Source organism: Williamsia sp. MIQD14, assembly GCF_051025635.1.
Classification (GTDB): domain Bacteria; phylum Actinomycetota; class Actinomycetes; order Mycobacteriales; family Mycobacteriaceae; genus Williamsia_A.
In genome coordinates, this window is the sequence record NZ_JBPFDG010000001.1 from 422,176 (window position 1) to 448,857 (window position 26,682).

General features: G+C 67.9%; 29 protein-coding genes. 20 read left to right on the forward strand and 9 right to left on the reverse strand.

All coding sequences use genetic code 11. From position 1 onward, the window contains the following. Positions 1 to 19: 19 nt before the first annotated feature. From ACQ7HM_RS01725 to ACQ7HM_RS01775, 11 genes are read left to right on the forward strand one after another with little or no spacing between them, the layout of a single operon-like run. On the forward strand, positions 20 to 1,285 hold the full coding sequence (locus ACQ7HM_RS01725; protein ID WP_434214512.1) for a glycosyltransferase family 4 protein: 1,266 nt from the start codon (positions 20 to 22) through the stop codon (positions 1,283 to 1,285). Further along, positions 1,282 to 2,499, forward strand: coding sequence for a hypothetical protein (locus tag ACQ7HM_RS01730; protein WP_434214513.1), 1,218 nt, complete (start codon positions 1,282 to 1,284; stop codon positions 2,497 to 2,499). Before ACQ7HM_RS01725 ends, ACQ7HM_RS01730 begins: the two co-directional genes overlap by 4 nt. Beyond that, positions 2,496 to 3,701 (forward strand): alpha/beta hydrolase family protein, encoded by a 1,206-nt coding sequence (locus ACQ7HM_RS01735; protein WP_434214514.1) that lies wholly within the window; start codon positions 2,496 to 2,498, stop codon positions 3,699 to 3,701. The genes ACQ7HM_RS01730 and ACQ7HM_RS01735 overlap by 4 nt, the downstream gene beginning before the upstream one ends. Next, on the forward strand, positions 3,698 to 4,828 hold the full coding sequence (locus ACQ7HM_RS01740) for a glycosyltransferase (protein ID WP_434214515.1): 1,131 nt from the start codon (positions 3,698 to 3,700) through the stop codon (positions 4,826 to 4,828). The genes ACQ7HM_RS01735 and ACQ7HM_RS01740 overlap by 4 nt, the downstream gene beginning before the upstream one ends. Continuing rightward, on the forward strand, positions 4,825 to 5,448 hold the full coding sequence (locus tag ACQ7HM_RS01745; RefSeq protein WP_434214516.1) for a YveK family protein: 624 nt from the start codon (positions 4,825 to 4,827) through the stop codon (positions 5,446 to 5,448). Before ACQ7HM_RS01740 ends, ACQ7HM_RS01745 begins: the two co-directional genes overlap by 4 nt. Then, positions 5,445 to 6,128 (forward strand): acyltransferase, encoded by a 684-nt coding sequence (locus ACQ7HM_RS01750; RefSeq protein WP_434214517.1) that lies wholly within the window; start codon positions 5,445 to 5,447, stop codon positions 6,126 to 6,128. Before ACQ7HM_RS01745 ends, ACQ7HM_RS01750 begins: the two co-directional genes overlap by 4 nt. Then, complete coding sequence (locus ACQ7HM_RS01755; RefSeq protein WP_434214518.1) at positions 6,128 to 7,447, forward strand: O-antigen ligase family protein; 1,320 nt, start codon at positions 6,128 to 6,130, stop codon at positions 7,445 to 7,447. Before ACQ7HM_RS01750 ends, ACQ7HM_RS01755 begins: the two co-directional genes overlap by 1 nt. Next, positions 7,444 to 8,526, forward strand: coding sequence for a YveK family protein (locus ACQ7HM_RS01760; RefSeq protein WP_434214519.1), 1,083 nt, complete (start codon positions 7,444 to 7,446; stop codon positions 8,524 to 8,526). The genes ACQ7HM_RS01755 and ACQ7HM_RS01760 overlap by 4 nt, the downstream gene beginning before the upstream one ends. Beyond that, a complete protein-coding gene (locus ACQ7HM_RS01765; RefSeq protein WP_434214520.1) occupies positions 8,523 to 9,353 on the forward strand; it encodes a glycosyltransferase in 831 nt (276 codons plus the stop codon). Before ACQ7HM_RS01760 ends, ACQ7HM_RS01765 begins: the two co-directional genes overlap by 4 nt. Continuing rightward, positions 9,350 to 10,573 (forward strand): lipopolysaccharide biosynthesis protein, encoded by a 1,224-nt coding sequence (locus ACQ7HM_RS01770; RefSeq protein WP_434214521.1) that lies wholly within the window; start codon positions 9,350 to 9,352, stop codon positions 10,571 to 10,573. Before ACQ7HM_RS01765 ends, ACQ7HM_RS01770 begins: the two co-directional genes overlap by 4 nt. Next, positions 10,570 to 11,580: a beta-1,4-xylanase gene (locus tag ACQ7HM_RS01775; protein WP_434214522.1), complete on the forward strand. Its 1,011-nt coding sequence runs from the start codon at positions 10,570 to 10,572 to the stop codon at positions 11,578 to 11,580. The genes ACQ7HM_RS01770 and ACQ7HM_RS01775 overlap by 4 nt, the downstream gene beginning before the upstream one ends. Positions 11,581 to 11,614: 34 nt before the next feature. Here ACQ7HM_RS01775 and ACQ7HM_RS01780 read toward each other — a convergent pair whose 3' ends face one another. The 3 genes from ACQ7HM_RS01780 to ACQ7HM_RS01790 all read right to left on the reverse strand — a co-directional run bounded on the left by ACQ7HM_RS01780 (position 11,615) and on the right by ACQ7HM_RS01790 (position 13,999). Continuing rightward, the gene (locus ACQ7HM_RS01780) at positions 11,615 to 12,574 is read right to left on the reverse strand and encodes a GDP-L-fucose synthase family protein (protein WP_434214523.1); all 960 of its coding nucleotides are present in this window, start codon (positions 12,572 to 12,574) and stop codon (positions 11,615 to 11,617) included. Between the two features lie 172 nt (positions 12,575 to 12,746). Next, positions 12,747 to 13,427 (reverse strand): class F sortase, encoded by a 681-nt coding sequence (locus tag ACQ7HM_RS01785; RefSeq protein ID WP_434214524.1) that lies wholly within the window; start codon positions 13,425 to 13,427, stop codon positions 12,747 to 12,749. Beyond that, the gene (locus tag ACQ7HM_RS01790) at positions 13,427 to 13,999 is read right to left on the reverse strand and encodes a hypothetical protein (RefSeq protein ID WP_434214525.1); all 573 of its coding nucleotides are present in this window, start codon (positions 13,997 to 13,999) and stop codon (positions 13,427 to 13,429) included. Before ACQ7HM_RS01790 ends, ACQ7HM_RS01785 begins: the two co-directional genes overlap by 1 nt. A gap of 20 nt (positions 14,000 to 14,019) precedes the next feature. Here ACQ7HM_RS01790 and ACQ7HM_RS01795 point away from each other — a divergent pair, with 20 nt between their 5' ends. After that, positions 14,020 to 15,831 (forward strand): DUF4012 domain-containing protein, encoded by a 1,812-nt coding sequence (locus ACQ7HM_RS01795; protein ID WP_434214526.1) that lies wholly within the window; start codon positions 14,020 to 14,022, stop codon positions 15,829 to 15,831. A gap of 34 nt (positions 15,832 to 15,865) precedes the next feature. On the opposite strand, the gene ACQ7HM_RS01800 is transcribed toward ACQ7HM_RS01795, so the two are convergent. The 3 genes from ACQ7HM_RS01800 to ACQ7HM_RS01810 all read right to left on the reverse strand — a co-directional run bounded on the left by ACQ7HM_RS01800 (position 15,866) and on the right by ACQ7HM_RS01810 (position 18,745). Then, positions 15,866 to 16,675, reverse strand: coding sequence for a class I SAM-dependent methyltransferase (locus ACQ7HM_RS01800; RefSeq protein ID WP_434214527.1), 810 nt, complete (start codon positions 16,673 to 16,675; stop codon positions 15,866 to 15,868). A gap of 67 nt (positions 16,676 to 16,742) precedes the next feature. Beyond that, complete coding sequence (locus ACQ7HM_RS01805; protein WP_434214528.1) at positions 16,743 to 17,657, reverse strand: sialate O-acetylesterase; 915 nt, start codon at positions 17,655 to 17,657, stop codon at positions 16,743 to 16,745. A 35-nt stretch (positions 17,658 to 17,692) separates the two neighbouring features. Beyond that, positions 17,693 to 18,745: an LLM class F420-dependent oxidoreductase gene (locus ACQ7HM_RS01810; RefSeq protein ID WP_434214529.1), complete on the reverse strand. Its 1,053-nt coding sequence runs from the start codon at positions 18,743 to 18,745 to the stop codon at positions 17,693 to 17,695. A 123-nt stretch (positions 18,746 to 18,868) separates the two neighbouring features. On the opposite strand from ACQ7HM_RS01810, the gene ACQ7HM_RS01815 reads away from it, so the two are divergent. Beyond that, on the forward strand, positions 18,869 to 19,246 hold the full coding sequence (locus ACQ7HM_RS01815; protein ID WP_434214530.1) for a VOC family protein: 378 nt from the start codon (positions 18,869 to 18,871) through the stop codon (positions 19,244 to 19,246). Between the two features lie 163 nt (positions 19,247 to 19,409). Beyond that, positions 19,410 to 20,588 (forward strand): NADH:flavin oxidoreductase/NADH oxidase, encoded by a 1,179-nt coding sequence (locus ACQ7HM_RS01820; protein WP_434214531.1) that lies wholly within the window; start codon positions 19,410 to 19,412, stop codon positions 20,586 to 20,588. Positions 20,589 to 20,603: 15 nt separating this feature from the next. On the opposite strand, the gene ACQ7HM_RS01825 is transcribed toward ACQ7HM_RS01820, so the two are convergent. After that, positions 20,604 to 21,458 carry a cutinase family protein gene (locus tag ACQ7HM_RS01825; protein ID WP_434214532.1) on the reverse strand — a complete coding sequence of 285 codons (855 nt, stop codon included), beginning with the start codon at positions 21,456 to 21,458 and terminating at the stop codon, positions 20,604 to 20,606. Positions 21,459 to 21,720: 262 nt separating this feature from the next. Between ACQ7HM_RS01825 and ACQ7HM_RS01830 the strand changes: the two genes are divergently transcribed. From ACQ7HM_RS01830 to menE, 5 genes are all read left to right on the forward strand, one after another. After that, positions 21,721 to 22,956, forward strand: a complete 1,236-nt coding sequence (locus ACQ7HM_RS01830; protein WP_434214533.1) for an inorganic phosphate transporter — start codon at positions 21,721 to 21,723, stop codon at positions 22,954 to 22,956. Between the two features lie 34 nt (positions 22,957 to 22,990). After that, on the forward strand, positions 22,991 to 23,275 hold the full coding sequence (locus ACQ7HM_RS01835) for a hypothetical protein (RefSeq protein ID WP_434214534.1): 285 nt from the start codon (positions 22,991 to 22,993) through the stop codon (positions 23,273 to 23,275). A 7-nt stretch (positions 23,276 to 23,282) separates the two neighbouring features. Then, entirely contained in the window at positions 23,283 to 23,588 is a 306-nt protein-coding gene (locus ACQ7HM_RS01840; RefSeq protein WP_434214535.1) for a DUF3349 domain-containing protein, read from the forward strand. 103 nt (positions 23,589 to 23,691) lie between these two features. Beyond that, positions 23,692 to 24,027 carry a DUF3349 domain-containing protein gene (locus tag ACQ7HM_RS01845; RefSeq protein ID WP_434214536.1) on the forward strand — a complete coding sequence of 112 codons (336 nt, stop codon included), beginning with the start codon at positions 23,692 to 23,694 and terminating at the stop codon, positions 24,025 to 24,027. Then, on the forward strand, positions 24,024 to 25,181 hold the full coding sequence (menE, locus tag ACQ7HM_RS01850; RefSeq protein ID WP_434215601.1) for an o-succinylbenzoate--CoA ligase: 1,158 nt from the start codon (positions 24,024 to 24,026) through the stop codon (positions 25,179 to 25,181). The genes ACQ7HM_RS01845 and menE overlap by 4 nt, the downstream gene beginning before the upstream one ends. 23 nt (positions 25,182 to 25,204) lie before the next feature. Here menE and ACQ7HM_RS01855 read toward each other — a convergent pair whose 3' ends face one another. Next, positions 25,205 to 25,462 carry a hypothetical protein gene (locus ACQ7HM_RS01855; RefSeq protein WP_434214537.1) on the reverse strand — a complete coding sequence of 86 codons (258 nt, stop codon included), beginning with the start codon at positions 25,460 to 25,462 and terminating at the stop codon, positions 25,205 to 25,207. A gap of 106 nt (positions 25,463 to 25,568) precedes the next feature. On the opposite strand from ACQ7HM_RS01855, the gene ACQ7HM_RS01860 reads away from it, so the two are divergent. Then, positions 25,569 to 25,844 carry a hypothetical protein gene (locus ACQ7HM_RS01860; RefSeq protein WP_434214538.1) on the forward strand — a complete coding sequence of 92 codons (276 nt, stop codon included), beginning with the start codon at positions 25,569 to 25,571 and terminating at the stop codon, positions 25,842 to 25,844. Positions 25,845 to 25,994: 150 nt separating this feature from the next. Here ACQ7HM_RS01860 and ACQ7HM_RS01865 read toward each other — a convergent pair whose 3' ends face one another. Then, positions 25,995 to 26,642, reverse strand: a complete 648-nt coding sequence (locus tag ACQ7HM_RS01865) for a nitroreductase family protein (protein WP_434214539.1) — start codon at positions 26,640 to 26,642, stop codon at positions 25,995 to 25,997. Between the last annotated feature and the right edge of the window lie 40 nt (positions 26,643 to 26,682).

Sequence of the window (26,682 nt, forward strand, 5' to 3'; positions counted from 1 at the left end):
CGACCGAGGAGGCCCCCGGATGGCTTCGCATCGCACCGACCGCGGGCCGGGTGAGGTGGCGGCCAGGCCCGGTCGTGCGTCGATCGCGATCGTCGGCATCAATTACGACCCCGAGGTGACGGGGATCGGACCGTACACCTCGGGCCTGGCCGAAGGTCTCTCTGCCCGCGGCTTCGCGGTGTCGGTGCACACCGGTGTGCCGCATTACCCCCAGTGGCGGAAATCAGTCGTCCCTCCGCCGACTGCGGTGGGTGGCGACACCCCGATCATCCGACGCGTGAACCATTACGTCCCGTCGATCGTGACCGCCGCCGGGCGCGCACGCATGGAGATCAGCTTCGCGACGAGGTCGATCGCCGCGGGCCTCGGTCGTCCCGACGCCATCATCGTGGTCAGCCCGCCTCTCCTCGCCGCGGCGGCGGTCAGCCGCTATGCCAGGATCCGACACATCCCCGTCGGTCTCATCGTGCAGGACCTCTACAGCCTGGGCGCCATCGAGACCGGCCTGGCCCGTGGCCGCACCAGCGCACTGATCGCCCGGATCGAGGCGGCACTGCTGCGGCGCGCGACGGCGGTCGTGGTGATCCACGATCGCTTCGCACAGTCGATCGCCGCGCTCGGCGTCCACCCGCGCAGAGTGACCACCATCCGGAACTGGACCCACGTGCAGGCCGGCGACGCGGTCCGGCGCGAGGCGACCCGAGACCGGCTCGGGTGGCGCCCCGGCGAGATCGTCGCGCTCCACACCGGGAACATGGGCGTCAAACAGGGACTCGAGAACGTCATCGAGGCCGCCGCAGCGGCCTCGGCCGTCGGCGCGCCCGTCCGCTTCGTGCTGATCGGCGATGGCAACCAGCGACGCCACCTCCAGGACGCGGCGCGCGGGGTCGGCGCCGTCGAGTTCCTCGATCCACTTCCCGAGGCCGAGTACATGTCCGTGCTCGGCGCCGCTGACGTGTTGCTGGTCAACGAACGGCGCGGTGTCGCCGACATGGCGTCGCCGAGCAAGTTGACGAGCTACTTCGCCAGCGGTCGGCCGGTGATCGCCGCGGTGGATCCGAACGGTGTCACCGCAGAGGAGATCGCTCGCTCGGGAGCGGGTGTCACGGTCGCACCGGCAGATTCGGCGGCCCTCCTCGATGCCATCCTCGGCCTGCACCCCGACGCCGACCGGATGCAGACGCTCGCCGAGAACGGTCGGCGATATGCCGCAGCCGTACTCGACGCGGATGCCGCGCTGAACTTGTACGCGCTCTGGTGCCACGAATTGGTGGGTGCGGCATGAGATCGCAGCGGCAGACCGTCAGCGACCGCCGGTTCGCGAGCGCCCGCTACACCGCCCTTCTCGGTCCTGTGGACCTGCCCGGTGGCGAGGCCGGCGTCCGGGAACGTCTGCGAATGATCGCGTCCCAGGGTGGACACACCCGAGTCGGGCTCGTTCCGGATCTGTCCTCGTCGCGCTGGCGCCGAGACCTCGACCGCGCGGTCGCCGTCCACACCGACTCACGTACCGACCTCACCGACCACGGCGCGCTCATGCAACGCGGCGGCGACGAATCTAGCGCGGCACTCGACATCTCACTCACCGGAGACCATCTGGTGATCACCTGCGACCACGGCCTCGGCGATGGTGTGTTCATCACCGAATTGGTGGCCGCGCTCACCCACGAACAGACGTCCATCTTCCCCCCGTTCGTCACCGACCAGGTCCGCCCTGTGCGCCGCCCCTCGGCACACGCGCTCGCAGCGACACTGCGGCGAGACCCCACCGCAGTGATGCGTTCCGCACGAACGATATTCGGCCGCCGCGTCGCCACGCCGGACGCCGCGCCGGCGTCCACACCGACGGCGCATGCGGCGACGCGGACGATCTGCGTGTCGAGCCCACCGGGATTCCCCGCCGGACTCCGGGCCCTGCGGGACAGAGACTTTCCCGGCGCGAGCGTCACGACGACATTGACCTGGTTGATCGCCGGCCGCCTGCGCGATGCGGGTGTCGAGCTCGCACAGACGATCACGCTGATGGTGAATCTCCGCCGCTACCTGCCCGCCACCGTGGTGTCGACCTCGAACTTCGTGGGGGCCATCACCGCCCCCGACGCGTCGCCGGTCGCGATGAGCCGCACCGTGCGGGCCCAGATCGACAGCGCCGACCTCGTCGTCCACCAGGCCGCCGCCGACGCGCTCGGCGCCCTGCGGCCCCGTTCGCTGCGCACCGCGCACGTGCGCCGCTTCGTCGCCGACGGGCCCACCCGTCTCGTCGTCTCCGACCTGTCCGCCTCTCCCGCCGTCGACACGGTCCGGTGGAACACGCTGTCGCCCGCACCCCGCGTGTACGCGGTGGCCACGGTCTGCACCCGTAGCGACGAACTCAACCTCGTCTACAGCCGGGTCGGCGACACCCTGTTCGTCACTGCGCGTTTCTTCGCCGAGACCCACGACGCCCGTGTCGTAGACGCCGCGATCCGCGACGCACTCACCCCTGCGGGTGCACGGTGACCCGCACGCGACGAGCGCCGTGGGCCGTCCTCGCATCGACGGTCATGGCGGGGGCGCTGCTCGTCGGATGCTCGGACGGTTCGGGTCCCACCGAGGCGATCCGCTCACCGATCCCGGTGACCGCGTCACCGTCCCCGCACGCCTCGGCACGCGGGACGGTGGTGTCGGCGACGCCGCTCACCGACCTCACTCCCGAGGTGGCCGGCATCGTCTCGAGCGCCGCCCGCGCCACCTACCTCTCGGTGGACCCCGTGACCGGCGCCGAGGTCCGCGTGACGGGCACCTTCCTCGTACCCCGGGGGACGCCACCCACCGGCGGGTGGCCCGTCATCTCCTACGCCCACGGCACCACCGGCATAGCCAACGGCTGCGGACTGTCACAGTCGCCGGACCTCCGCGGCTACACCGGCACCCTGACTGCTCTCGTCTCCGCAGGCTTTGCCGTCGCCGCGACGGACTACCGCGGTCTCGGCCCGTCCGGGGCCCACCTCTACCTCGAACCACTCAGTGCTGCACTCGATGTCATCGACGCCGTACGGGCACTGCGCCGCGCGACATCGACGGTCTCTACGAGGTGGCTGGCGTTCGGCGACTCGCAGGGCGGGCAAGCCGTGTGGTCGGCTGCCGAACAGCAGTCGACACTCGGGACCGGCCTCACCCTGGTCGGCGCACTGGCGACCAAGCCGGCCGCCAACGTCACCCCCGTCCCCGAACTCGCCGAGCACGAACGGCTCTCGGCCGAACAACGCACGATCGCGGCTTTGGTCGCCGTCGGGGCCGCACGGTCCTCCCGTGGAGCGCTGACCGTCGCACAGGTCCTGCCGAGGATCCCGCCCGACCGCCTCGCCGAGCTGGTGGGATGTGACAGCGGCGCGCGGTCGCGCGCACTCTCCGAGACCAGCGCCGTCGACATGGCCCCGAACGCGGATGCGGTGGACAGGTACACGACCGAACTCCGACGACAGGCGCTGCCGCAACGCCGTTCCGAGGTCCCGATCCGCGTCGTGTACGGGCTTGCTGATCAACTCGTCCCTCCCGAGTGGGTTCGCTCGGCCATCGACGACGCCTGCGCCCTCGGCAGCCCGGTGTCAGCTCGCGCGGTACCCGGGAAAGGACACGGCGACACACTCCTCGATGACACCGACCAGCAGTGGGTCACGGCACGTTTCGCCGGACAACCGGTCACGGGGACGTGCCGATGAGAATCCTGCACGTGGCGACCCTCTTCACACCCGACGGCGCGTTCGGCGGGCCCACCCGCGTGGCCTCCCATCAGGCCGCCGAGCTCGGTCGACGCGGACACCACGTCACCCTGACAGGCGCAGGTAGCGGCTGGGACCACGAAGTGGACATCCCCGATGTCACCGTCTCACTGTTCCCGCCGCGACGATCGCCCCGCGTCCTCGGGTTCGCCGGACTACGCGCCCCCGGCGTACGCCGACTCGTCGAACGATGCTGCAGCGAGGTCGATGTCGTGCACGTCCACCTCGCGCGCGACCTCGTCACGCTGCCCGCCGTGTCAGCGATCCGGCGACGCGGCGTCCCTTACGTCCTGCAGTGCCACGGGATGATCGACCCGTCCGACAAGGCGCTCGCGGGCCCGCTCGACCGGTTCGCGACGCGACCCGCACTCGACGGCGCAGCGCAGATACTCACCCTGACCGACACCGAGGAGGACGGACTGCGCGCCGTCGCGGGCCATGAATTGCCGTTCAGACGTATCGCGAACGGGATTCCCGACCACGACGTCGTCGCCGGCGCGGCGTCGTCGGTGCCGGAGGTCTTGTTCCTCGCCCGCCTCGACCGTCGCAAACGCCCGACCACTTTCGTCCGGGTGGCCAACGCGCTGCTCGACGCCGGGATCCGCGCGACCTTCACCGTGGTGGGTCCCGACGGTGGTGAAGCCGCTGCCGTCGATGCCGAGATCGGCCATGGCGGGCACGTCACCGCCGTCCGTCGTGACGGGGCCGTCGCCCCGGAGATGGTCACCGAACGCATGGCGCGGGCTGCGGTCTACGTGTTGCCCTCGGTCGACGAACCGTTCCCGATGTCGGTCCTCGAGGCGATGTCGGTCGCCGTACCGGTCATCGTCACCGACACCTGTGGGCTCGCCCGCGTCGTCGAGCAGTCCCGCTGCGGGATTGTCGTCGACGCCGAGGAGTCGTCGTTGCACACCGCGATCGCGTCGCTGCTGGCCGATCCGATCGAGGCCCGCCGTGCCGGAGAGCGCGGCCGGGCGCGCGTCCGCGAGACGTTCTCCATCGCGGCGGTCGTCGACGATCTCGAGGAGTCTTACCGCGCCGCCGCCCGGAGCGGGGTGGTCGCATGACCGCCGGCGACCTCGCGTCCTTCCTGCGCACCCGGTCGGCAATCCTCGTGATCGGACTCCTCATCGGGTTCGCGACGGGGTGGTACGTGGCCGACACGTCGACGCGGTACTACACGGCCACCGCGACGGTCCTGCCCGCCGTCGGTGGAGGCTCCACCGACACCGGTGGTTTCGCCCAGACCGTGTTCATGCAGACCCGTGTCCCGGAGTACGTCGCCTTCGGCACCACCGACTCGTTCCTCGAGCGGGTCATCTCGACATATCGGTTGCCGATCGATCGCGATCGGCTCGCCGATAATCTCACCCTCTCCGCCCCGGCGGACAGCGCCCTGATCGAGACCAGCGTCCGCGCCACCGATCCGGCCGCGGCGGTGACGATGGCGAATGCGACCGCCGACGTCCTCGCGACGGTGATCCCGGAGCGGGAGAACCTGCTGCCCGTCAGGGTGACGGTCGTCGACGCCGCGATGCCCCCCGCCGGCCCGGACGGGATCGGCGCCGGCGCGGTGATCGCGCTGTACGGGTTCCTCGGCGTGGTCGGAGCAGTGCTGGTCTCGCTGCTCACGACTCGGTTCCGCGACGGCGTCGCCGAACCACGAGCGCCGGGGGTGCTCACATGACCGCGGTCCGAATGTTCCTGTGGCTCCTCCCGGCGAGCAGGTTCAAGAACCAGCTGCTTCGCCTGACCGGAGACGTCATCGGGCGACGCGTGCACCTCGGCCCGACCATCGTTCTCGGACCCGTACGGTTCCACCTCGCGGACGGGTCGTCGATCGGGACCCTCAACCTCATCCGCGGGCTACGCCTCGTCCGTCTCGACGACGACGCCTTCATCGGGAACCTCAACCAGTTCACCGCCGCTCCCGAGTACCGCCTCGCCGACCCCACCCTCGGATCGGTGCATCTGCGGCGCGGCGCGGGAATCATCAACCGGCACTACCTCGACTGTTCGGGGCGGCTGGAGGTCGGGTCGATGTCGATGATCGCCGGCATACGGTCGGTCCTGCAGACCCACGGACTCGATCTGCAGGACAACATCGCGCGTGCCGGGACCATCGTGATCGGCGAACGCACCTTCACCGCGACCGGCGTGGTGATGGTCGCCGATTCCTATCTCCCCGACCGGAGTTTCCTCGCCTCCGGCGCGACACGTACACGGACCGACCCGGGCGACCCCTGCGGCCGGCTGTATGCGGGCACCCCGGCACGGCCCGTGAAGGACGTGTCGAGCTGGACATGGTTCACCCGCACCGACATCCATACTCCGGTGGCACCACCCCGAGAGCGCGGGGTGATCTGATGCTCGTCATCGTCTACGCGACCGTCGCGCTGGTCGCCGCCCTCGCCGCCACCGTGCGGCGCGGCGAGTTCCGTGCACTGTCCGACGAGAACCGGTGGGCCGGCGTCGCCGTGGTGCTGGTCACCGGTTGGCCCATGATGTGGACGTTCTTCCTGGGCCCGCTCATCGTGGGATCGCCGACCTCCGCCCTGTTCCCGACCCTCTGGTATCTCCCGTCCGCGGGCATCGCGGTGCTGATCATGCGAAACGCTTTCAACACCAGGGGGTTCCGCGTCGATGTGCCGGTCGCGATCATCGCCGCGGTGAGCGCGCTCGCCGGAGCCGGTCTGCTCCTCGCCGGGAGCACGGTGAGCGAGATACAGCGCTGGGTGCTCGCCGCGGTCATCCTCGCGATCGCCGCGTTCAAGCGCGAGCGCGTGACCCTGGCCGCTCTCGCCTGGGGGTGCCGCATGAGTCTCCTGCTGATCGCGTCGACCATAGTGGCCGCGGTGGTCGGCGTCCCCGGCGCCGTGGGCGCATGCCGCACCGACAAATGCGGATCGGCGGGGCAGGCCCTCACCTCGCCGTTCGCCGGGAACGGCAACGTCCTGGGTCTCACCGTCGCACTGCTGCTCCCGTTCGCGCTGGTGCACCGTCGATGGCCGGCCGCCGCCGCGCTGGTGCTCTCGGTCGTCGCGCTCGGGGAACTCGCGGGCAGCCGGACGGCCCTGCTCGGCGTGGCGATCGTCGTCGCGATGACGATCGCGCTGCGACTGTCGAACGCACGGCGCACCGTCGCGTCACTGGGGCTGGGTCTGTCCCTCGCCCTGTCGCTGGCGCCGGTGCTGCTCTCCTACGGCGACGAGGCTTTCAGTTTCCGCGGCACGCTCTGGAATGAGGCGAAACTGCTCATCGGACGCACGATCGTCCTCGGCCAGGGCCCAGCCGCGTGGGAGCGCATCGGCACCACCTCGGTGTTCGACTCGAACTACTCACCGCACAACGCCTGGCTCGACATGACGTTGTCGGTGGGCGTCGCCGGCGTCGCGCTCATCGTCGCGGCGGTCGCACTGAAGGCGTTCCTGCTGACCGGCGAGGAACGTTCGACGCTGATCGTGTTCATCTGCGGACTGCTCGGGATCTCGACGCTCGAATCGTTGTTGACGCCGTACTTCCTGGGCATCCTGCCGTGTACGCCGGTGCTCCTGTTGCTGATGGGCCCGGGCCGGCTGCTCACCCCCCGCAGGTTCACCTCCCGTCGGGCCGTCCTCCGACGGCGACGGCGGCCACTCGACATCGACGCCCCCGTACCGGCGACCACGACCCGAGGAGCGCCATGAGCGAAATACTCGACCTGTTGCGACGACGTCTGCTGTTCATCGTCGTGTGCGCGGTCGTCGCCGTCTCGATCCCGGTCGCGTTGGCCACCACCTCACCTGACTCCTACCGGGCGACCGCACGACTGTTCGTCGCCACCTCCGCGCAGGACGTCACGTCCGCGAACCAGGGAAATCTGGCCGCGCAGTCCCGTATCCGGACCTACGCCTTGATGGCTGTCGGCCCCGAGTTGCTCGCACGCGCAGCCCAGCGGTCCGGGGTGTCCATCGACGGTCGACAACTCGCACAGCGCATCTCGGTGTCCACGCCCCCCGAGACGGTTCTGCTCGACATCGCCGCCACCGCGCCGAGCGCGCAGGAGGCGGCGACACTGTCCGACGCTGTGGCGCAGGAGTTGGTGACCCTCGTCTCCCAAGCGGAGCGGCCGTTGCGCGGCGGGAACCCCTCGCTCGGCCTGCTGATACTGCAGCCCGCCGACGCCGGCACGGTCAAGGTGCCCGTACTTCAACCGGTTCGACTCGCGATCTTCGGAGTCGCAGGACTGGTTCTCGGTGCGGTCATCGCGATCCTCGTGCCCGGGCGCCTCCGGCTCCGCGGTCGACCCACGCGCGCGTCGGCTCCCGTGGTCGACGACGCAGCCGGCGTCGGGCCGGACTCGTCGGCCGGCGCGACCATCGCGGACGACACGCCTGAACAGCACGCTCCGAAAGAGGAGCCGACCAACTCGGGCGCGACGCACCGGCCTGGGATGTCCCACGGAACCGAGCCTTTCGATCATGGGCCCCACCAGCCGGATCCGTACCCGATGCCTGGCTTCTCGGACTCGACGGTGACCGCACCGAATCACCTGCAGCGCCGACCTCACCGGGTGATCGTCGACGACGACCGGGCGGCACCGTCGCGCCGTCACCGCCGCGACGACGCCGCCTGGCAGTTCTCCCCGACACCACGGCGGGAGCGCGGCGTCGGCGACGACCATGTCCGACGCCCGGGCGAGACCACCCTCGACCGGGACGATTTCGACGTCGCGCGTCACCGGGTCAACGGCACGATCCGATCGAACGGTCACCCCCCGCTGTGAGCAACGCGCCCGCGGTCCCCCGCATCAGTGTCGTCATCCCCTCCTACAACCCGGGCCGGTATCTCGCTCCCGCGGTCAACAGCGTGCTGGGACAGCTGGGACGTGACGACGAGGTGGTGGTACAGGACGCCGAATCCACCGACGGCACCCGAGAGCTTCTGCGCGAACGCAGTTGCGCGGACCCGCGGTTGAGAGTCACCTCCGAACCCGACGGCGGACAGTCCGATGCCCTCAACCGGGCGTTGGGTCGGGTCACCGGCGACTACGTCATCTGGCTCAACGCCGACGACGTGGTCATCGACGGGGGGATCGCGGCCGTGCAGGCGGCGGTGCGCGCCGATCCGACGGTCGACCTGGTGGTGGGCGCACACCGAATCCTGCGCGAGGACGGATCGGTCGTCGACACCTTTCCCGGCCGCGAACTCCTGGTCCGCGACATCCTGCGGCGCGGTTGCGTCGCGTTCTCGGGCTCGATCGCCATGCGGACGGAACTGCTCCGGGCAGCGGGCGGGTTCGACCCGGACCTCGACACCGTGATGGATCTCGAACTGCAACTCCGGTTGGCGCAGAGCCGACCTCGACAGGTCGTCGTCGACGATCCCATCGGCGCGCTGCGCTTCCACGAGAGCTCGAAATCGGCGACGTTGTGGCCGCAGTTCGTCCGGGAGAGTCACCGTGTCCGGATGGCGTACGCCCACACCGGGCGCGACCGCCTCCTCTCCTACGGCATGACCGGTCTCCACATCGCCTACGCGGTCACTTTCCGGATTCAACTGACTGCGGGATACCGGCGCGTGCGACGTCTTCTCGCGAGATCCATCCGATGACCGACACCCCGACCACGACCCGTCGGGTCGCCTCGCTCGCCCTCGGGAGGGTGGGGTCGAGGGCGGTGAGTTCGGCCGCCCTGGGGATCACGTTGCTGCTCATCGCACGCGGGACCACCGTCGCCGACTTCGGGCATCTGATGACCGCGTACACCGCGGGTCTGATCGTCGGTCTGGCGGTCGGTCTCGGTGCCCCCACCCGCATCCTGCGCCTCGACGCAGAACATCCCGACCTCCCCGGAACACTGTTCGTCGTCCACTCGCTGCTCGTGGTGTCGGCTGCGGTGATCGCGCTCGCCGTCGCGACCGTGACCGGAGCCGGGTGGGTGGTCGTCGCGGGCATCGTCTTCGCGCTGGGGGACACGATGCAGAACTACGCACAGGCCCATCTCACCGCTCGGGATCGGCAGCTGGCCGCCAACGTCCTGGTGACCTCGCACCGTCTCATCCCGCTCGCCGTCGTCGTCGTCGCTCTGGTGGTGGACGGCAGGGTCGGGTTCGTCCTCCTGACCACGGTGTGTGTAGTACCGATCGTGATCGGTCTACTGGCCCCGCTGTCCGACGCGAGTCGCCGATCGGCGCAGATGTGGTCGGCCGCGCGGCAAGGGGCGTCGGGGTATTGGGTCTACGCCCTCGCTGCCATGTTGCCGCAGATCCAGATCCCCGTTCTGGCGCTCATCGCTTCGCCCGTCGTCGTGGGCCAGTTCTCGATGGCGACGAGGGTGATCGGCCCGGTCACCCTCCTCACGGCGTCGATGTCGGCGGTCCTGGTCCCCGAACTGGCGCGGCGCATCTCCGATCGCGGCGCCTTCGACGCCCTGTACGCGTTCTCCGTGCGGATCTCGGCGGTCTATCTCGTCGTGGTCGCCGCCCTGGCGTGGCCAGGCGCCCTCGTGGTCACCCTTCTCGCCGGACCGCAGTATCGCGAGGCGACATTCCTCGTCTTCGCGATGATCGTCAGCGCCGGGATCGGGGCTTTCGCGCAGGCGTCGAACTCGAAGCTGTTGGCGCTGGGCCGCGCCGGATCGTCGGCGCGCGCACTCATCGCCGGCGGGGTCGTGGGTCTCATCCTGCTCGTCGCTGTGGGTGCCACCGCCCCCGGTGGGTGGCTCTGGACGGTACCGGTCGCCACGCAGATGTTGATCCTGGGCACGATGCTTCACTACGCTCGCGCGGCATCACCTGCACGCGACCTCTCGACATCGGGCGCCCCGCGATGAGGCGGCACGGGATCGCCACGCTTGTCGCGTGTCTCGCCGTCACCGTCGCAGCCTGCGCGCCCGCGCGAGCGGATACCCCGGCACCGCTCGGCGTCGCGAGCATTGCCACGCTGACCGACCGCACCATCACGGGATACGACCGCGAAGCCGCAGCCATTGTCTCGGTCGGGGCGAGCTGGATCCGAATCGTGGTGAATTGGAACGAGATCGAGACCGCGCCGGGGGTCTTCGACTGGGGTCGCATCGACGGCGCCGTGACCTCGGCGCGCGCCCACGGACTGCACGTGCTCGCCCTCCTCACGGGGCCTGCGCCGGGGTGGGAACACCCGTTCGTCGAGGCACGTTCCGCAACGCCCGCCGAGCCCGCCGACTTCGGGACGTTCGCCGGACAGGCGGCTCGCAGGTTCGCTACGTCGGTGTCGCACTGGGAGATCTGGAACGAACCGAACCTCCCCGAGTTCTGGGCGCGCCCCGATCCTGCCGGTTACGTCGCGACACTGCGTGCGGCGCATCGAGCCATCACCGCCGTCCAGCGCGACGCCACCGTCGTGCTGGGCGGGCTGTCGACCGGACCGAGCGGGTTCTCCGCCACCGACTTCCTCGAGGGCGTGTACCGGGCGGGAGGGCGGGGCTTCTTCGACGCCATCGGCCTACACCCCTACTCCTACCCCTATCCGTTGACCGCCGACCCTCTCGACAGGGTCGCGAGTATCGCCGCCCTGCGGTCGACAGCGCAGCGACATCGACAGGGCGCGATGCGGATCTGGGTCACCGAGTGGGGCCAGTCGACCGGCACGGGACCGACGTCGGTGACCCCCGCAAAGCAGGCCGAGATCCTCGTCGACGGGCTCCGATACCTACGCGCGCAGGTCGGCATGGGTCCGGTGTTCCTTTTCACCAGCAAGGACTGGAGCCCGGACAGCAGGGACGCAGAACGCAATTTCGGGTTGTTCGACCACGACTGGACGCCGAAGCCTGTGGTGGCGCGACTGCGATCGGGATCCTGATCGCGTCCACGATCCGGCATCGCAGCGACGACGATCAGGCGTCGACCATCTCTTCGCGGTACCACTGCGCCGCCGAGCGGATGCCGTCGTCGAGACGGATCTTCGGTTTCCAGCCACCGGTCGTCAAGATCCCGACGTCGAGTAGTTTTCGCGGCGTGCCGTCGGGCTTGGTGGTGTCCCACTCGGTGATGCCGTCGTAGCCGACCGCGTCGGCGACCATCCCGGCGACCTCCGCGATCGAGTGGTCCTCGCCGCACCCGACGTTGACCTGAGAGTCGCCGTCGTAGGTGCGCAGCAGGTGCATGCAGGCTTCAGCCATGTCGTCGACGTGAAGGAATTCCCGACGTGGCGTCCCGCTGCCCCAGTTGGTGACGACAGGCAGCCCGTCGCGACGTGCGGCGTCGTAACGACGGATCAGCGCCGGCAGCACATGTGAGGTGGTCGGCGAGAAGTTGTCGCCCGGCCCGTACAGATTCGTCGGCATCGCCGAGATCCACGGGAGCCCGTACTGACGTCGCGTCGCCTGGACCTGCAGGATGCCCGCGATCTTGGCGATGGCGTAGGCGTCGTTGGTCGGCTCGAGGTCGCCGGTGAGCAGCGACTCCTCCCGGATCGGCTGTGCGGCGTACTTGGGGTAGATGCACGACGAGCCGAGGAACAGCAGCCGCGGGACCTCGACCGCGAGCGCTGCGTCGAGCACGTTCACCTGGATCTGAAGATTCTGGGAGATGAAGTCGTGCGGACAGGACTTGTTGGCGAGGATGCCGCCGACCTTGGCCGCGGCGACCACCACGGTGTGCGGACGGATCGTGTGGAAGAACTCGAACACGGCCTGCCGGTCGAGGAGGTCCAATTCTGCGTGTGTGCGGCCGACGAGGTTGTCATGTCCTCGAGCGCGTAGATGTCGCCAGATGGCGGACCCGACGAGACCACGGTGCCCCGCCACGTAGACGGGGCGAGAGGTGGGAATCTCGAATTCCACAGAAGGTGTCATATCAGGTGCTCGAAATCTGTCGACGTGTGAAATCTGCCGGTCCCGAACCACATTCTGTCTACCACGAAGTGGTGACTCGTCACAGTTGTTTGAGGACGGTGCCCGTGAGGGAAACAGTTTGCCTGCCTTGCGAATTGTTCGGGTGATCCCGGTCGCACGACATACGGAACCCTCACTTGATTCGCGCGAACACAGCGGTGTTCTCTGAACTCTCTGACACCGCCGAATCGAAATTCCCGCTGCAGGTGATCATGGCCAGGTCCGCGGTGCGTGCGTTGTCGGCGAGGACGGTCTGCAAGGCGGTCTGGTCGTTCTTGGCGATGCCCGGGACCACGCGCGAGACAGCCAGGTCGACCCGCCGCGTCCCGGATGCGTTCTCCACCGTCACACTGTCGCCGTCGCGCAGGGCGCTCAGACGATTGAAGACCGCGTAGCCGCCGCCCACCTGACTGTGTCCCAGCAGGACAGCCATCCCGGGCGCGCCGAGGCGCGGTCCGTCCGACCACCAACCGACCCGCACCAGATCGGGCGGCACCACGAAACTGGCCACCTGGGTGCCACCCAGGAACGGGTCCGGCGCCATCTCGGTACCCAACGACATCACGGTGGCGTTCACACCGATTGCGTCGATGTAGATGTGGCCGGGCACGGTCGGCGACCGAGTGGCTCGATCGACCACCGTCGCCTCTGGGTTGGCCACACGTGCGGCCGCCGCGCGGTCACCCTCGGGAAAAGGCCGCGTAGATGGGCGATCTTCGGAACACCCGCCGACGACCACCACCACCACGGCCGCGACGAGCAACGCCCAGCGACTGCGGTTGCGACCGGACGCGCGTCGCCGGTTCGCGGGCATCAGACCGGTTCTGATCCGCGACGGCCGAGGGCTCGAACGCCGGCGACGCCGCCGAGGCCGACGACGATCACCAGCGCCACCGGAGTCGCCACCGAGGCAGAAGAACCGCTCGGCTGCTCATCGCGGGCACCGGTACGGGCCTGCACCGGATACGAACCGGGAGCGATGGCGCCGACCGAGAGCGACGGGACACGGACCGGCTGGGCGGCAGAGGTCACGACACCTCCGGTGGGCGGAACGGGAGGGTAGGGCGCGGCCGATGCGGGTGCTACGGACACCAGGATGAGGGCCGACAGCGCTACCACCAGGATCCACGCGCCGCGCGAACGCCTCTGTTCACCGACAGTCACGATGTTCGCCTCGCTTTCCGGGTGACGCTTGTCGAACCACAATGTCGTACCAGTTTTGTCGTCGTCGGAATCGCCGCCCGAAACAGTTCCGCATTCATTTGTCGATGGAAAAATCATACACGCGGAGTTTCTCGCGACGGCGCTCTTTGCGACCGCCGAATTCCCTCCGAGAAACCGCCCGAAGTCGCCTGAAACGTGTTCATGATCAACGGGCATGCGCATGAAAGAAGGGATTCACAGAAGTGAGCGACCCGAAAGAAGACAGTGCGTCGGACGCGGCGGCGGTGGACGCCCGTCCACGCCGTCGGGCGATCATCGTGTGGGTCTTTCGCTGGATTGCGGTCGGTGGGTTGGTGGCGATCGTGGGACTGGCCGCATGGACCGCGCACGACGTCCTGCAGATGCGGACTCAACTGCAGGACGCACGGAGCGCGGTCGGTGCGGCCCAGGCCGCCGCGCAACGCGGGGATCGCGACGCCGTCGATCGGTCGCTGCGCACCGCGACCGAGTCGGCCGCGCGCGCCGCCGACTCTGCGCACGACGGGCTGCTCGACGAGGTGGCCGCGGTGCCCTGGCTCGGTGAGCCGATCGAGTCGGGCCGGCAGATCGCCGACGTGGTCCGCGACGTCGCCCGCGACGCCCTACCCCCCGCCGCGACCGCGGCCGGCACCTTGACCCGGCGTCCGCTGTTGGCGTCCGGTGCGGTGGATCTGCAATCGATCGTCGATGCTCGCCAACCGCTCACCACCGCGCAGACGGCGATCGAAGCCGCGGCCGAGCGCGTCCGCCGGATCGATGTACACACCTGGCTGCCCGCCGTGAACTCCGCCGGACGCGACCTCGCCGCCGAGATCGGGCGTCTGCAGTCCACCGTCCGCGCGTCCCGAATCGCAACGGACCTGGTTCCGGACATGCTGGGCGCCAACGGTCGTCGGACCTACCTGATCGCACTGCAGAACAACGCGGAGGCTCGCGGAACCGGCGGGCTCGTGGGCGGGTTCATCATGCTGACCGCCGATCGCGGGCGCATCATCGCCGATCAGGTGGTGAAAGACCTGGCGCTGCCGCCAGGCCGGTCAATTGATCTCGGTCCGCAGTACGAGGCGCTGTACGGCGCGGGTGACCCGACACAGATCTGGCAGAACTCGAATCTGAGTCCGCATTTCCCCTACGCCGCGCAGATCTGGCGAAGTCTCGCCCGACAGCTGACCGGCGTGACCGCCGACGTCGTCGTCGGCGTCGATCCGGTCGGCATCAGCAAGCTCATGGCCGTCACCGGCCCCGTCACACTCCCCGACGGAGGCACCGCTGACACCGACAACATCGTCGAACTCACCGAGTCCTCCGCGTACGCCCGGTTCGACGGGGATCGGTCGGATCGCAAGACCTATCTGGCCGACATCGCCGAGGCCACCATCGACCGGATCACCACCGGACGCTTCGATACCACGGCGCTCGCCAAGGCGTTCGCCGACGCGATCGGAGACGGGCGGATCGCGGCGTGGAGCCAACGCCCCTCGGAACAGGCCCGCATCGCGGCGACCGCGCTGGGACACGACGTGCCCTACTCTCCGGCCCCCTACGCCGCCGTCGTGATCAACAACTCCTACGCCAGCAAGCTCGACTATTACCTGACGCGCGACATCCGATACCGCTACGGGACCTGTTCCGATGGTCGTCAACGAGTCCGTGTCGTCGTCACGTTGTCGAACAACGTTCCGATGCAAAGGTTCTCACCCGAGGTACTCGGTACCTTCCTGCCGGTGGCCGATCGGCTGCCGCTGCGAAGCAACCGGGTGACGGTGTCGCTGTACGCTTCGTGGGGGTCGCATCTGACGGGTCTCACGGTCGACGGGACACCGACAGGTGTCGGCTCCGGCAGCGAACTCGGCCATCCTGTCAGCTACGCGGTGGTGACCCTGCCGCCCGCCACCCCTGTGACGGTGGAATTCGATCTGTCCGAACCGGTGTCATCGGTCGCCCCGACCCTCCCCGTTCAGCCGATGACCAACCCGGCACGGGTGTTTCGATCCGGTACCCAGTGCACGCCCTGAACCGCTTCGCACCGACGCCGCGCCTCGTCGGGAGTCACGCCCGAAAGATCGAGCGCGGTAGTTCTCGAATGCGGCGATGGATCACTGCGACGGAGTCGTAGAACTCGATCTTGCCGACGATCGTCGTGGCGAACGGGACGCGGACCACCTGCTTCCGCTCCGCGCCACCGGCGTGAAAGGCGCTCTCCCCGATGTTGTCGAAGTAGTGGGCATGCATTGCGTCGATGAGCCACTTGGTGAGGTCGACGAAGGTCTCGGATCGGTCGGCGTGCGTCCACCAGTAGTTGGCGTGGATGTCCTCCACCATGTAGGTGCCGTTGTCGGCCAACGCATTCGGGAACAGGTAGGTGAAGGAGTCGATGATGTGGGAGTTGACGTGCGAACCGTCGTCGAGGATCACGTCGAAGGGACCGAACTCGTCGATCACCCGTCGCAGGAATGCAGTGTCCTGCTGCGGGCCGATGCGCACATGGATGTCGCGGTCGGGATCGTCGAACCGAGCGCAGTCGGGATCGATGTCGACACCGACGATCACCGAGTCCGGGTGGAGGTACGTCCGCCACATCTCGAGCGAACCACCGCGGAAGACGCCGATCTCCAACATCCTGATCGGCCGGTCTCGCAGCGGGGCGAGCACGGCATCGTAGGCCTCGAAGTACTGCGACCACTTGTGCACGTCATGCGACAACTCGAAGATCTCGGCGGTCTCCCCCACCAACGGATTGTCGGTGGCCTGCCACGAGACGGGTCGGCTCAGGTCGGGGCCGAGAATCCGACGGAGCTTACGTTCGCGAAGTCTGGTGCGGGCCGCCACGCGGAGGAATGGGAGTGTGTTCCGGTCCATGCCGCGACCCTAGAGCCGGGTGAGCTGTACGAAGGTACATTTTTCCGTTTTTGCCCGCAGCCCTACCTCAACTGCCGGCGGCGGCCATCTCCCGATAGGCGGCGAACATCCGACGTCCGATGAGGCGACCCGCCTCGGCGGTGAAGTGTGGGTCTTCCACGACGCCGGGAACGCCCGGCGACCCGTTGAGCATGCCGTCGGGCGCGTCGACGAAGCGCGCGTTCGGGTGCCGGTTGGGGGTGTCCTTGTGGACGGCGTCGATACCGGCGAGCTTCGGCGGGCCGAAGCGCATGTACTCCGGGCTCAGACCTCCCAGGATGAACGGCACCGGTCCGTAGCGGACACGCAGCGTGGCGATCAACAGGTCGAACTGCTCCTGGTAGAGCTCGGCCGGCGTGAGCGGACCGTCGGATTCGCCCTGGTGCCACAGGATTCCGCTCAAAGGTTGGCCACTGAACTTCAGTGCCGAGTCGATCTGCTTGCACGCGTACTTGAACAGATTGACCCGCACATCGGTGTTCGCCGGGTTCCACGAGTAGCCGTTCTTCGGCCAGAACGACGTGTCGCCCCGCGCCGTCGGCACCAGCAGTACCGGCTTGCCCGAGGCGTCGGCGAGCAGTGACCCGAACTCGGTCGCGAAGCCGACACCGTTGGTGGGCACCTCGTGGATCAGCGGATCGACCGCCGCGAGCGGCTTACGTCCGCGATAGCGCCCGCACCCCGGCCACTGGTGTACCCGGGGGTTCGGTGGCGTGGGCGTGGTGCCGCCGACCTCTTTGCCGGCACCGGCCGCGTTCGACTGGCCGAGGACGGCGATCACCGTGTACGGCTCGTCGAACGGCTCGACCGGCGTGCCGGTCGCGATGGCCTTCTTCACGATGGTCTTCGCCCGCATCAGCATCTGCAGCTTCAGCGGAAAGTCGCCGTGGATTGCGCGGTCCTCGTCGTAGGTGCGCAACTCGGGATCGAACGGTGACGGCATCGAAGTCCTTCGCGTGGGTCGTCGGCAGCGTGTGTCTAGCTGATCATCTCTTTCAGGAGACGAATCTGCTGAACGTTGGCCGCATGGTCGACATCCATCGGCGTCGCGAGCGCCATAGTGACACCGCCCGCCTCGAAGGCCTGCACGCGATCCTTGACTTCCGATGCCGACCCGATGAGCGAGATCTGACGGACCAGATCGTCCGGTACGGCCTCGGCGGCTTCCTGCTTCTTGCCGTCGAGGTAGAGGTCCTGGATGGTCTTGGCCTCATCGACGTAGCCGTAACGCACGGCGAGATCGTTGTAGAAGTTCTTGCCGCGGGCGCCCATGCCTCCGACGTAGAGCGCGACCTGGTGCGACACCAGCGCGCGGGCGTTGTCCTTGGCGGTCTCGTCATCGGAGATGAGCAGCGCGGTGGTCACCGAGATCTGCAGGTCCCCCAGCTCGGCGTCGCGCTTGGCCTTGCCGGCCTTGAGCGGCTCACCGAAGGCGGCGTCGACGTGATCGGGGTGGAAGAAGATCGGCTGCCACTCCTCGAACTTCTCCGCGGCGAGCGCGACGTTCTTCGGACCGATGGCGGCCAGCGCCATCGGGATGCGATCGCGCACAGGGTGATTGATCAGCTTGAGCGGCTTGCCCAGACCTGTGCCACCGTCTTCCTTGGTGAGCGGGAGCTTGTAGTACTTGCCGTCGTACTCCACGCGTTCGCGCTTCCACACCTTGCGGCAGATGTCGGCGTACTCGCGGGCGCGACCGAGCGGGGCGTCGTACTTCACGCCGTGAAAGCCCTCGATGACCTGCGGGCCCGAGGCACCGATACCCAGCACGGTGCGGCCGCCGGAGATGTAGTCGAGGCCGGCGGCGGTCATCGCAATGTTGGTGGGCGTGCGGGTGAACAGCGGCAGGATGCCGGTGGCGAGTTCGAGGGTGGTCGACTTCGCCGCGATGAAGCCGAGCTGACTCACCGCGTCGTAGCTGTAGGCCTCGGGGACCGCGACCCGGTCGAGGCCGGCGGCCTCGAACTCGAGCAGGTTGTTGATGGTCTCGCTGAAGTCTCCGGCGTAGTTGATGCCCATACCGATTCTCATGCGACTGCCCTTCCTCGACGTTGAGGTCGATGATGCCCGACGCTGCGATCGGGTCGACTATCGCCATCGACCATAACCCGACTTATGTTCGATGTCCCACGATTCTGCCGGTAGACAGAGTCGATGGAGATCTTGAGTGCCCGCGTCCTGCTCCGTCCGAGCGATCCCGAGGCGACGTTGGCGTTCTATCGGGACACCCTCGGACTGGCGATCGCTCGCACCTATCCGGGCGGTGTCGTGTTCTTCGCCGGGTCGACGCTGATCGAGGTCGCCTCACACATGACCTTCGACAGCGACGAGACGACGACCGCGTTGTGGTTACAGGTGCGGCACATCGAGTCGACGCAGCGCGACCTCGTGTCTGCCGGCGTCTCGATCACCCGCGAGGCACGGACGGAGCCGTGGGGACTGAGGGAGATGCACATCCTCGATCCTGACGGTCGACAACTGATCTTCGTCGAGATCCCGGCGGATCACCCTCTACGCCAGGACACGCGGTGACCGGCTCACACCACTTCCCGTGTTGCGGTGAGCACACGGTTACCGAAGTCGGGCCGGCACCGTAACGCGAGCGATCCCGATGCTTGGTCAACTGGTGTCACCGCAGGATCCGACGACGTGACCTGCGGCCCGAAGTCGCCGCATCGATCCGCAGGGGGATCCCATGCCCAATCTGTTCTCGCCTTACACCCTGAAGGGTGTCACTCTTCGTAATCGGATCGTCATGTCTCCCATGACGATGTACCGGTCCGCCGAAGGGAAGATGAACGACTTCCACGTCAGCTACCTCGGTGCCCGAGCCGCAGGCGGTTTCGGGCTGGTGTTCCCCGAGCAGGTCGCCATCACCCCGGACGGCCGCACGTCGACGAGCTGCTCGGGTATATGGGACGACAGCCAGATCGAGGGCCACAAACGGGTCACCGACACCATCAAGATGTTCGGCGGCGTGCCGGCCATTCAGCTGGGCCACACGGGCCGCAAGGGCAGCGAAGTACCGAAATACAAGACCATCGACGGATTTCCCGGTGGGTCCCAGCTTCCGCCCGACCACCCGCAGGGCTGGGAGTGCCGCGCGCCATCGGCGATCCCCTACGGCGGAGATCATCACTTCTCCGTCCACGAACTCACCCGCGACGAGATCAAGGACCTCTACACGAGCTACGCCGACGCGGCCCGCCGTGCGGTGGATGCCGGCTACCAGTGGCTCGAGATGCACTACGCCCACGGCTATCTCGGCGCCAGCTTCTTCTCGCCTCTGGCGAATCAGCGCAGCGACGAGTACGGCGGCAGCCTCGAGAACCGGGCGCGGTTCCACCTCGAGGCCCTCGACGCGGTACGCGAGGTGTGGCCCGAGGAGTACCCGCTGACGATGCGTCTGGGATCCGATGACCTCCACCCCGACGGCACCCAGTTCGAGGATGCGATCACCGCGATCGGCTGGATGAAGGAGCACGGACTCGAGCTCGCCGACATCTCGCTCGGCTTCAACACCGACGACATGCGCAACAACCCGATGGGTAAGCAGGCGTTCATGATGTCGCGCGCTGAACGCCTGAAGTCCGAGGTCGACATCCCCATCGCCACCAGCTGGAACCTCGGCGTCCCCGAGAAGGCCGACGAGGTCATCCGGAGCGGGATCATCGACCTCGCGTTCCTCGGCCGTCCGGCCCTGTCGAACCCGCACTGGCCCGTGTGGGCCGCACGCGAACTCGGTTACGACAACCCCTTCGAGCTGGTCCCCGACGACTGGCGGTGGTGGCTGGAGAATTTCCGTGGCCACGAACCGAGCATCGGCCTTCCCGCAGCCGCCGACACCGACCTCGACGAGGAGTCCGCCGCCTAGCAGTCGCGGTCGGAGTCAGATCGCGGTCAGACCGAAAGCCCGGTTGTACCGGGTGGTGGCCCAGCGGATGTCGCTGCGAAGGGTCGAGGCGAGGACCGCGAGTTCGGTCCGCGCGAGTGCCGGAGTGGCGGCTGACGTCTGGAATGTCGTCGAGTCGGCGAGATACGTCGTGTGAGGGTGGCCGGAGATGTCGGTGCCGACGCGGAAGTCGCAAACCGGATCCCTGGAGTGGCAGACCGACATCCGTCGAACACCGGCCAGGGCGTAGTACGCGTCGGCATCCCGATCATCGACACCGCTGACGAACGCACCGACGGGGTTCCGCCAGACGCCCTCTCCGCCATCGCCGGTGCCCACGACACCGTCAGCGCCGGGCTTCTGCAGGGGGTCGCCCATCAACAACGCTGCTGCGACGACATTGCGTTTCGCCAGTTCGACAGCCACACGGTGGGCCACCGCCGCGCCCTGGGAGAACCCGACCAGCACGACCATCGGCGCGCACCCCGGGCTGCCCTTCGATCGCGCGTCGTCGTAGGCGGCGACCGCCGTCGAGACCCCTGACGCCATCGACCGTCCGAAGCTGCGGTGCCTGATTCCGTCCGCCGTGCCGACGGCCTCGTACCCGCTACCGACCGACAGGACCGGCACGGCGCGGATCTCCGTCTGATCGCGGTAAGTGGCGGTGAGCAGCCGACTGAGCGTTGCGCCCTCCCAGCCGTCGGTCACCATGTCGCCATACCGCTGGGGCCCGATGCTGCCGTCACCGCTACCCCGGATCGGGATCACCACCGCAGGCGCACACAACGACGCCGCTGCGACGGCGGGTGCTGAGGGAGCGACCAGCAGACCGATGGCGGAAAGCCCGGCCACCGCTGTCGCGCACCACCGACTCCTCCCCCGCATTCCATCGATGATGCCGCATCACCGGTTTTGCCGACACGACGTGCAGTTCCCGGCGTGCGGCGCAACACCGCGTCTGCGGTAAATGTGGCTCGTTGCGGCGTCCCGACGTCCGGTCAGATGAACAATCGGTAAACAGGGGTTGTAGCAAGCACAAAATGCCAGGTCAGGCCGTGAGTAACAGTCACGATCCTTTAGACATTCGCACAGTGGTGGCCCCACAATGAGCGTCATGAGCGCAGAGATGCTGATCTTGGTGTTGCTGGTCGTCACGGCACTGGGATTCGACTTCACGAACGGCTTCCACGACACCGGAAACGCGATGGCGACCTCTATCGCAACCGGTGCACTGAAGCCGAAGGTCGCGGTGACCATCGCGGCGGTACTGAATCTCGTCGGCGCATTCCTGTCGGTTCAGGTCGCGGCCACCATCACCAAGGACGTCCTGAAGATCCAGCAGACCAAGGGCGCCGACGCCGGCGACCTGGTCAGTGGTCTCGACGGCCAGAAGGCGCTGGTCATCATCTTCGCCGGCCTCATCGGCGGCATCCTGTGGAACCTCTTCACCTGGCTGTTCGGGCTGCCCTCGAGCAGCTCGCACGCCCTGTTCGGCGGCCTCATCGGCTCCGGCCTCGCCGCCATCGGCACCTCGGGCGTCAACTGGGAGGGCATCACCCAGAAGATCATCATCCCGGCGCTGCTCGCTCCGGTGATCGCGCTCGTCGTCGCCGCCCTCGGCACGTGGCTGATCTACGCGATCACCGCGAAGATCGCCGAGAACAAGAAGGACAGCGGTTTCCGCGCCGGCCAGATCGCGACCGCCTCGCTGGTCTCCCTGGCACACGGCACCGGCGACGCGCAGAAGACCATGGGCGTCATCGCCCTCGCGCTCATCGCGACCGGTCACCTCTCCGCCGGCTCGGTGAGCGAAGGCCTTCCGGTGTGGATCGTGTTCTCCTGCGCCATCGCGATCGCCGCAGGCACCTACCTCGGTGGCTGGCGCATCATCCGCACCCTGGGCAAGGGCCTCGTCGAGATCAAGGCCCCACAGGGCTTGGCCGCAGAAGCGTCCTCGGCCGCGATCATCCTCACCTCCAGCGCCGCGGGCATGGCCCTGTCGACCACACACGTCGCGACGGGCTCCATCCTCGGCTCCGGTGTCGGCAAGCCCGGCGCCTCGGTCCGCTGGAGTGTGGCCGGCCGCATGGTCGTCGCCTGGGTCACCACCCTTCCGCTCGCCGGATTGGTCGGCGCCGCATGCTTCTTCATCGCCAACGCCATCGGCGGCGCCCCCGGCGCCATCGTCATCTTCGTGGTCCTGGTCGCGCTCTCGGGCTACATGTACTGGCGTGCACAGCAGCAGAAGGTCGACCACAACAACGTCAACGCCGAATGGGACGAGACGTCGAACACCGTGATCCCGGCCGAGGTCGCCGCGGAGTCCCCGTCCACCGTCGGCTCGCGCTGATCGCCGGACCGACAGACAACCAGGGAACCTGAACATGGAAACCTTCGAAGCGATCTTCAAAGTGCTGGTGATCGGCCTGATCCTCGGCGCCGGACTGCCCGCGGTGTTCGCGATCGGTCTGCGCCTCTACGCCGCCGGCTCCGGTGACGTGAACGCCGACGGCAGCACGTCATCCACGAATCCCGCTCTACGGGCCGCGGGCATCGCGCTGTTCGTCCTCATCGGTGCGGTGATCGTGGTGGGGATCCTCTGGATCACCCGCACCACCATCAACTATCACTTCGGGGTGAACCTCTTCCCGTTCGCTCCGGTGAAGTGAGCTGATCATGGCCGACAGCAACACCTTCGACTCGATCCTCGGCTGGCTGCGCGAGGGCTACCCCGAGGGCGTGCCGCCCAAGGACTACTTCCCGCTCCTGGCACTGCTGAAGCGCTCACTCGACGAGGAGCAGGTCACCCGCGCGATCCTCACAGTCTTCAAGGAGCACGGCACCGACGACCCGGTGACCGAGGACCAGATCCGCGACGCGATCCACAAGGTGATCGAGATCGAGCCGAACCCCGAGGAGATCAACCAGGTGGCGTCACGCCTGGCATCGGTCGGTTGGCCGCTGGCGGCACCCGCGCGCTGAGCGCACCTGTTCCCACCTGCATTGTTGTGGGAAGATCGTGCGATCGGCGTGCAGTAGCCGCGCCCACGCACCCATCGTTGTCCATGTATGCCGGGAGGGACCCATGGACCGACCGCAGTTGATGCGCTCGATCATGAACTGGTTGCGCGCCGGATACCCCAACGGCGTGCCCCAGCAGGATTACGTGCCACTCATGGCACTGCTGCGTCGTCAGCTCACCGACGACGAGGTCCACGAGATCGCCGACCTGCTGCTCGCCGAGTTCGATTCCGACCCGGCACACGAACCGATCAGCCGCGTCGATGTCGGTGTGCTGATCACCAAGGTCACCGACGAGATGCCGTCCGACGCCGACGTCGAGCGCGTCCGACGGCTCCTCGAACAGGCGGGTTGGCAGTTCGACACCGGCCGACCCGGCGAGACGTCGGGTCCGTCCTGAGACGCCTCACCCCACTCCCCCTGGCTTCCGGGCCTGCGGTTCTCGACGCCGTCGACGACCTGCACGCGATCATCGACGGATCGATCGCCGCTCTCCCCGTCCCCGCCGCTGACCCGCGAGAAATCGAACGGCTCGAGTCCGCCCTGGGAGCCAGCGAGCAGATCGACGACGACATCGCGCTCGTCATCGCCACCTCCGGCACCACCGGTGTCCCCAAGGGAGCCCTGCACACCGCGACCACCCTCGAGGCGTCGGCCACAGCCACCGACGCTCGCCTGGGCGGGCCGGGTGGCTGGCTGCTGGCTCTGCCGCCCCATCACATCGCCGGCCTCCAGGTACTGCTGCGCTCGTTGCGCGGGGGTGTCACCCCGGTGGTCATCGATGTGTCCAGAGGATTCGACCCCGCCGATCTCGTCCGCGGCATCGATGCGATCGACGGCCCTCGGCGCTACACCTCGCTGGTGCCGACGCAGCTGATCAAGGTCCTCGACGATACGAACGCGACCGCCGCGTTGCACGAGGTGGATGCGGTGCTGGTCGGCGGAGCGGCGACACCGATTCGCCTGCAGCAGCGGGCTGTTGATGCCGGCGTGCCGATCGTGCGCACCTACGGCATGAGCGAGACCTGTGGTGGCTGCGTCTATGACGGTGTCCCGCTCGACGGGGTCGAGATCGTCCTCGAATCGGCCAACAGCGACGGCGTCGGACGCGTCATCCTGCGAGGTCCGATGGTGGCGCGCGGCTATCGGAACATGCCGGAGCACAGTGCGTTCAGGGTTTCCGGCGAGTACCGCACCGATGACCTCGGCCGACTCGACGACGGAGTGTTGAGCATCATCGGCCGCGCTGACGAAGCCATCACCACCGGAGGACTGACCGTCGTACCCCAGGTCGTCGAGGCCGCCATCCTGAGCGATCCAGCGGTGTCCGAGTGCGCGGTACTCGGGCTACCGGATGAACGCCTGGGCCAGAAAGTCGTTGCCGCAGTGGTGCTGTCGAATGGAAGCACCGTCGACCTCGAACATATTCGCGCCGTGGTCAGCGAACGCCTGGACCGGTCCGCCGCGCCGCGCGAGGTCTACGTGGTCGACGCACTGCCGCTTCGCGGACCGGGTAAGGTCGACCGCGCGGCACTTCGACTCGCACTGGCTTGACCGACCGATGCCGCAGACGTCCGTCACCACACCCCGCCGGCGCGGATGCGGAGGACTTCGTCGACTCCCGCGACGACGCGTTGTCGATCTTCTCCGGACAGCGAATCGATGCAGGTGAATGGCGCCGCCGCGCACTTCGCGGCGTCATCGAAGGTCAATACGTGGTGAGGGAGTTCGCCCCTCAGGATCCGCGCATCGATGTCGCGGACGGTTCTCTCCACCAGGTCTGTCCACTTCGCGCAATCCATCGAGGCCCCTCTCCCGGTGGCGATGCTAGCCATCGACGGCGAAGCACCTGCCGCGTAGACGACAAGTCCACGCGATCGCTCGACACCGGAATCTCTCGGTCACGCAACCACCGGGTCTGATCCCGCGCACACTGATCGCATGACGGTCACGCCGGAGTTCTTCCATGCGTTGGTGATCATGAACCTGCTGTTCGTGACCGCCGCGTGGTCGTTGGCGCGCCCCAGCCTCGCGTCGTCCGCGGTTCTCGTCGCCGTCGCGGTCGCGTGGGTGCTGGCGAACGGTCCGATCGAGGGCCACGTGATCCTGAGCTTCACCCTGCAGCACGGCGTCACCGAGTCGGATCTGCTTTCTCTCGCCGCGGTGGTGATTGCCGCGGTCGGTGTGTGGCGAGCGAGGCGCTGGCCGAAAGCGTGACCGCTGGTCGGGTCGACGGCACGAGAAGGCGCCATTGCCCATCCGAGGTAGGTGCCGGAGCGTGCAGGGCTCGGCGAATCCATGTAGTTCATGCTGCCGTCAGCGACCGCACCCCGCGACCCGGATTGCCCGATAGTGCCGGATCGGGCGTCACCAGCGATCGATGTGCAGGACCTCGTCCAGATCACCGCGCGGGGCGGGCTTGAACGTGTCGCCGGTGTAGAAGGCGGTGGGGATGAGCGCGCCCTGGTGGAATCCGGCGGGGATCCCGAGGATTTCGGCGACCTCGGCTTCGCGGTTGAGATGCAGTGTGGTCCAAGCGGTTCCGAGGCCACGCGCACGCGCCGCGAGGGCGTAGCTCCATGCGGCGGGCAGCAGTGAGCCCCACAGTCCGGCCTGATTGCCCGCGGGCAGTTCCCGGCCGGCCTTGATGCAGGGGATCAGGAGCACGGGCACGCGACCCATGTTCTCCCCCAACACCTCCACGCTGGTACCGACCCTGCGCTGCACCTGCGAGCGATCGGGATCGTCAGAGAACAACTTCGCCGCCGACGCCTGCGAGGCCAGGTACTTCTCGGTCTCCTCGCGGTAGATCTCCCCCACCTTCGCGCGCTGGTCGGCGTCGGTGACCACCATCCACTGCCAGCCCTGCCGGTTCGACCCGCTGGGCGCCTGCAGGGCGACCTCGAGGCATTCGCGAATGAGGTCCATGGGTACCTCACGATCGAGGTCGAGACGTTTACGCACGGTGCGCGTGGTGGTCAGCAGCTCGTCGGGCGTGAGATCCAGAATCGTCATACGTACAGACTGCCAGGCTCGCCGTTTGTGAACGGTCCCA

Coding starts and splice junctions, on each gene's coding strand:
- ACQ7HM_RS01725 (WP_434214512.1), top strand. CDS start 20: ATGGCTTCGCATCGCACCGACCGCGGGCCGGGTGAGGTGGCGGCCAGG.
- ACQ7HM_RS01730 (WP_434214513.1), top strand. CDS start 1,282: ATGAGATCGCAGCGGCAGACCGTCAGCGACCGCCGGTTCGCGAGCGCC.
- ACQ7HM_RS01740 (WP_434214515.1), top strand. CDS start 3,698: ATGAGAATCCTGCACGTGGCGACCCTCTTCACACCCGACGGCGCGTTC.
- ACQ7HM_RS01745 (WP_434214516.1), top strand. CDS start 4,825: ATGACCGCCGGCGACCTCGCGTCCTTCCTGCGCACCCGGTCGGCAATC.
- ACQ7HM_RS01750 (WP_434214517.1), top strand. CDS start 5,445: ATGACCGCGGTCCGAATGTTCCTGTGGCTCCTCCCGGCGAGCAGGTTC.
- ACQ7HM_RS01755 (WP_434214518.1), top strand. CDS start 6,128: ATGCTCGTCATCGTCTACGCGACCGTCGCGCTGGTCGCCGCCCTCGCC.
- ACQ7HM_RS01760 (WP_434214519.1), top strand. CDS start 7,444: ATGAGCGAAATACTCGACCTGTTGCGACGACGTCTGCTGTTCATCGTC.
- ACQ7HM_RS01770 (WP_434214521.1), top strand. CDS start 9,350: ATGACCGACACCCCGACCACGACCCGTCGGGTCGCCTCGCTCGCCCTC.
- ACQ7HM_RS01775 (WP_434214522.1), top strand. CDS start 10,570: ATGAGGCGGCACGGGATCGCCACGCTTGTCGCGTGTCTCGCCGTCACC.
- ACQ7HM_RS01780 (WP_434214523.1), bottom strand. CDS start 12,574: ATGACACCTTCTGTGGAATTCGAGATTCCCACCTCTCGCCCCGTCTAC.
- ACQ7HM_RS01785 (WP_434214524.1), bottom strand. CDS start 13,427: ATGCCCGCGAACCGGCGACGCGCGTCCGGTCGCAACCGCAGTCGCTGG.
- ACQ7HM_RS01790 (WP_434214525.1), bottom strand. CDS start 13,999: ATGCGCATGCCCGTTGATCATGAACACGTTTCAGGCGACTTCGGGCGG.
- ACQ7HM_RS01800 (WP_434214527.1), bottom strand. CDS start 16,675: ATGGACCGGAACACACTCCCATTCCTCCGCGTGGCGGCCCGCACCAGA.
- ACQ7HM_RS01805 (WP_434214528.1), bottom strand. CDS start 17,657: ATGCCGTCACCGTTCGATCCCGAGTTGCGCACCTACGACGAGGACCGC.
- ACQ7HM_RS01810 (WP_434214529.1), bottom strand. CDS start 18,745: ATGAGAATCGGTATGGGCATCAACTACGCCGGAGACTTCAGCGAGACC.
- ACQ7HM_RS01815 (WP_434214530.1), top strand. CDS start 18,869: ATGGAGATCTTGAGTGCCCGCGTCCTGCTCCGTCCGAGCGATCCCGAG.
- ACQ7HM_RS01820 (WP_434214531.1), top strand. CDS start 19,410: ATGCCCAATCTGTTCTCGCCTTACACCCTGAAGGGTGTCACTCTTCGT.
- ACQ7HM_RS01830 (WP_434214533.1), top strand. CDS start 21,721: ATGAGCGCAGAGATGCTGATCTTGGTGTTGCTGGTCGTCACGGCACTG.
- ACQ7HM_RS01835 (WP_434214534.1), top strand. CDS start 22,991: ATGGAAACCTTCGAAGCGATCTTCAAAGTGCTGGTGATCGGCCTGATC.
- ACQ7HM_RS01840 (WP_434214535.1), top strand. CDS start 23,283: ATGGCCGACAGCAACACCTTCGACTCGATCCTCGGCTGGCTGCGCGAG.
- ACQ7HM_RS01845 (WP_434214536.1), top strand. CDS start 23,692: ATGGACCGACCGCAGTTGATGCGCTCGATCATGAACTGGTTGCGCGCC.
- ACQ7HM_RS01855 (WP_434214537.1), bottom strand. CDS start 25,462: ATGGCTAGCATCGCCACCGGGAGAGGGGCCTCGATGGATTGCGCGAAG.
- ACQ7HM_RS01860 (WP_434214538.1), top strand. CDS start 25,569: ATGACGGTCACGCCGGAGTTCTTCCATGCGTTGGTGATCATGAACCTG.
- ACQ7HM_RS01865 (WP_434214539.1), bottom strand. CDS start 26,642: ATGACGATTCTGGATCTCACGCCCGACGAGCTGCTGACCACCACGCGC.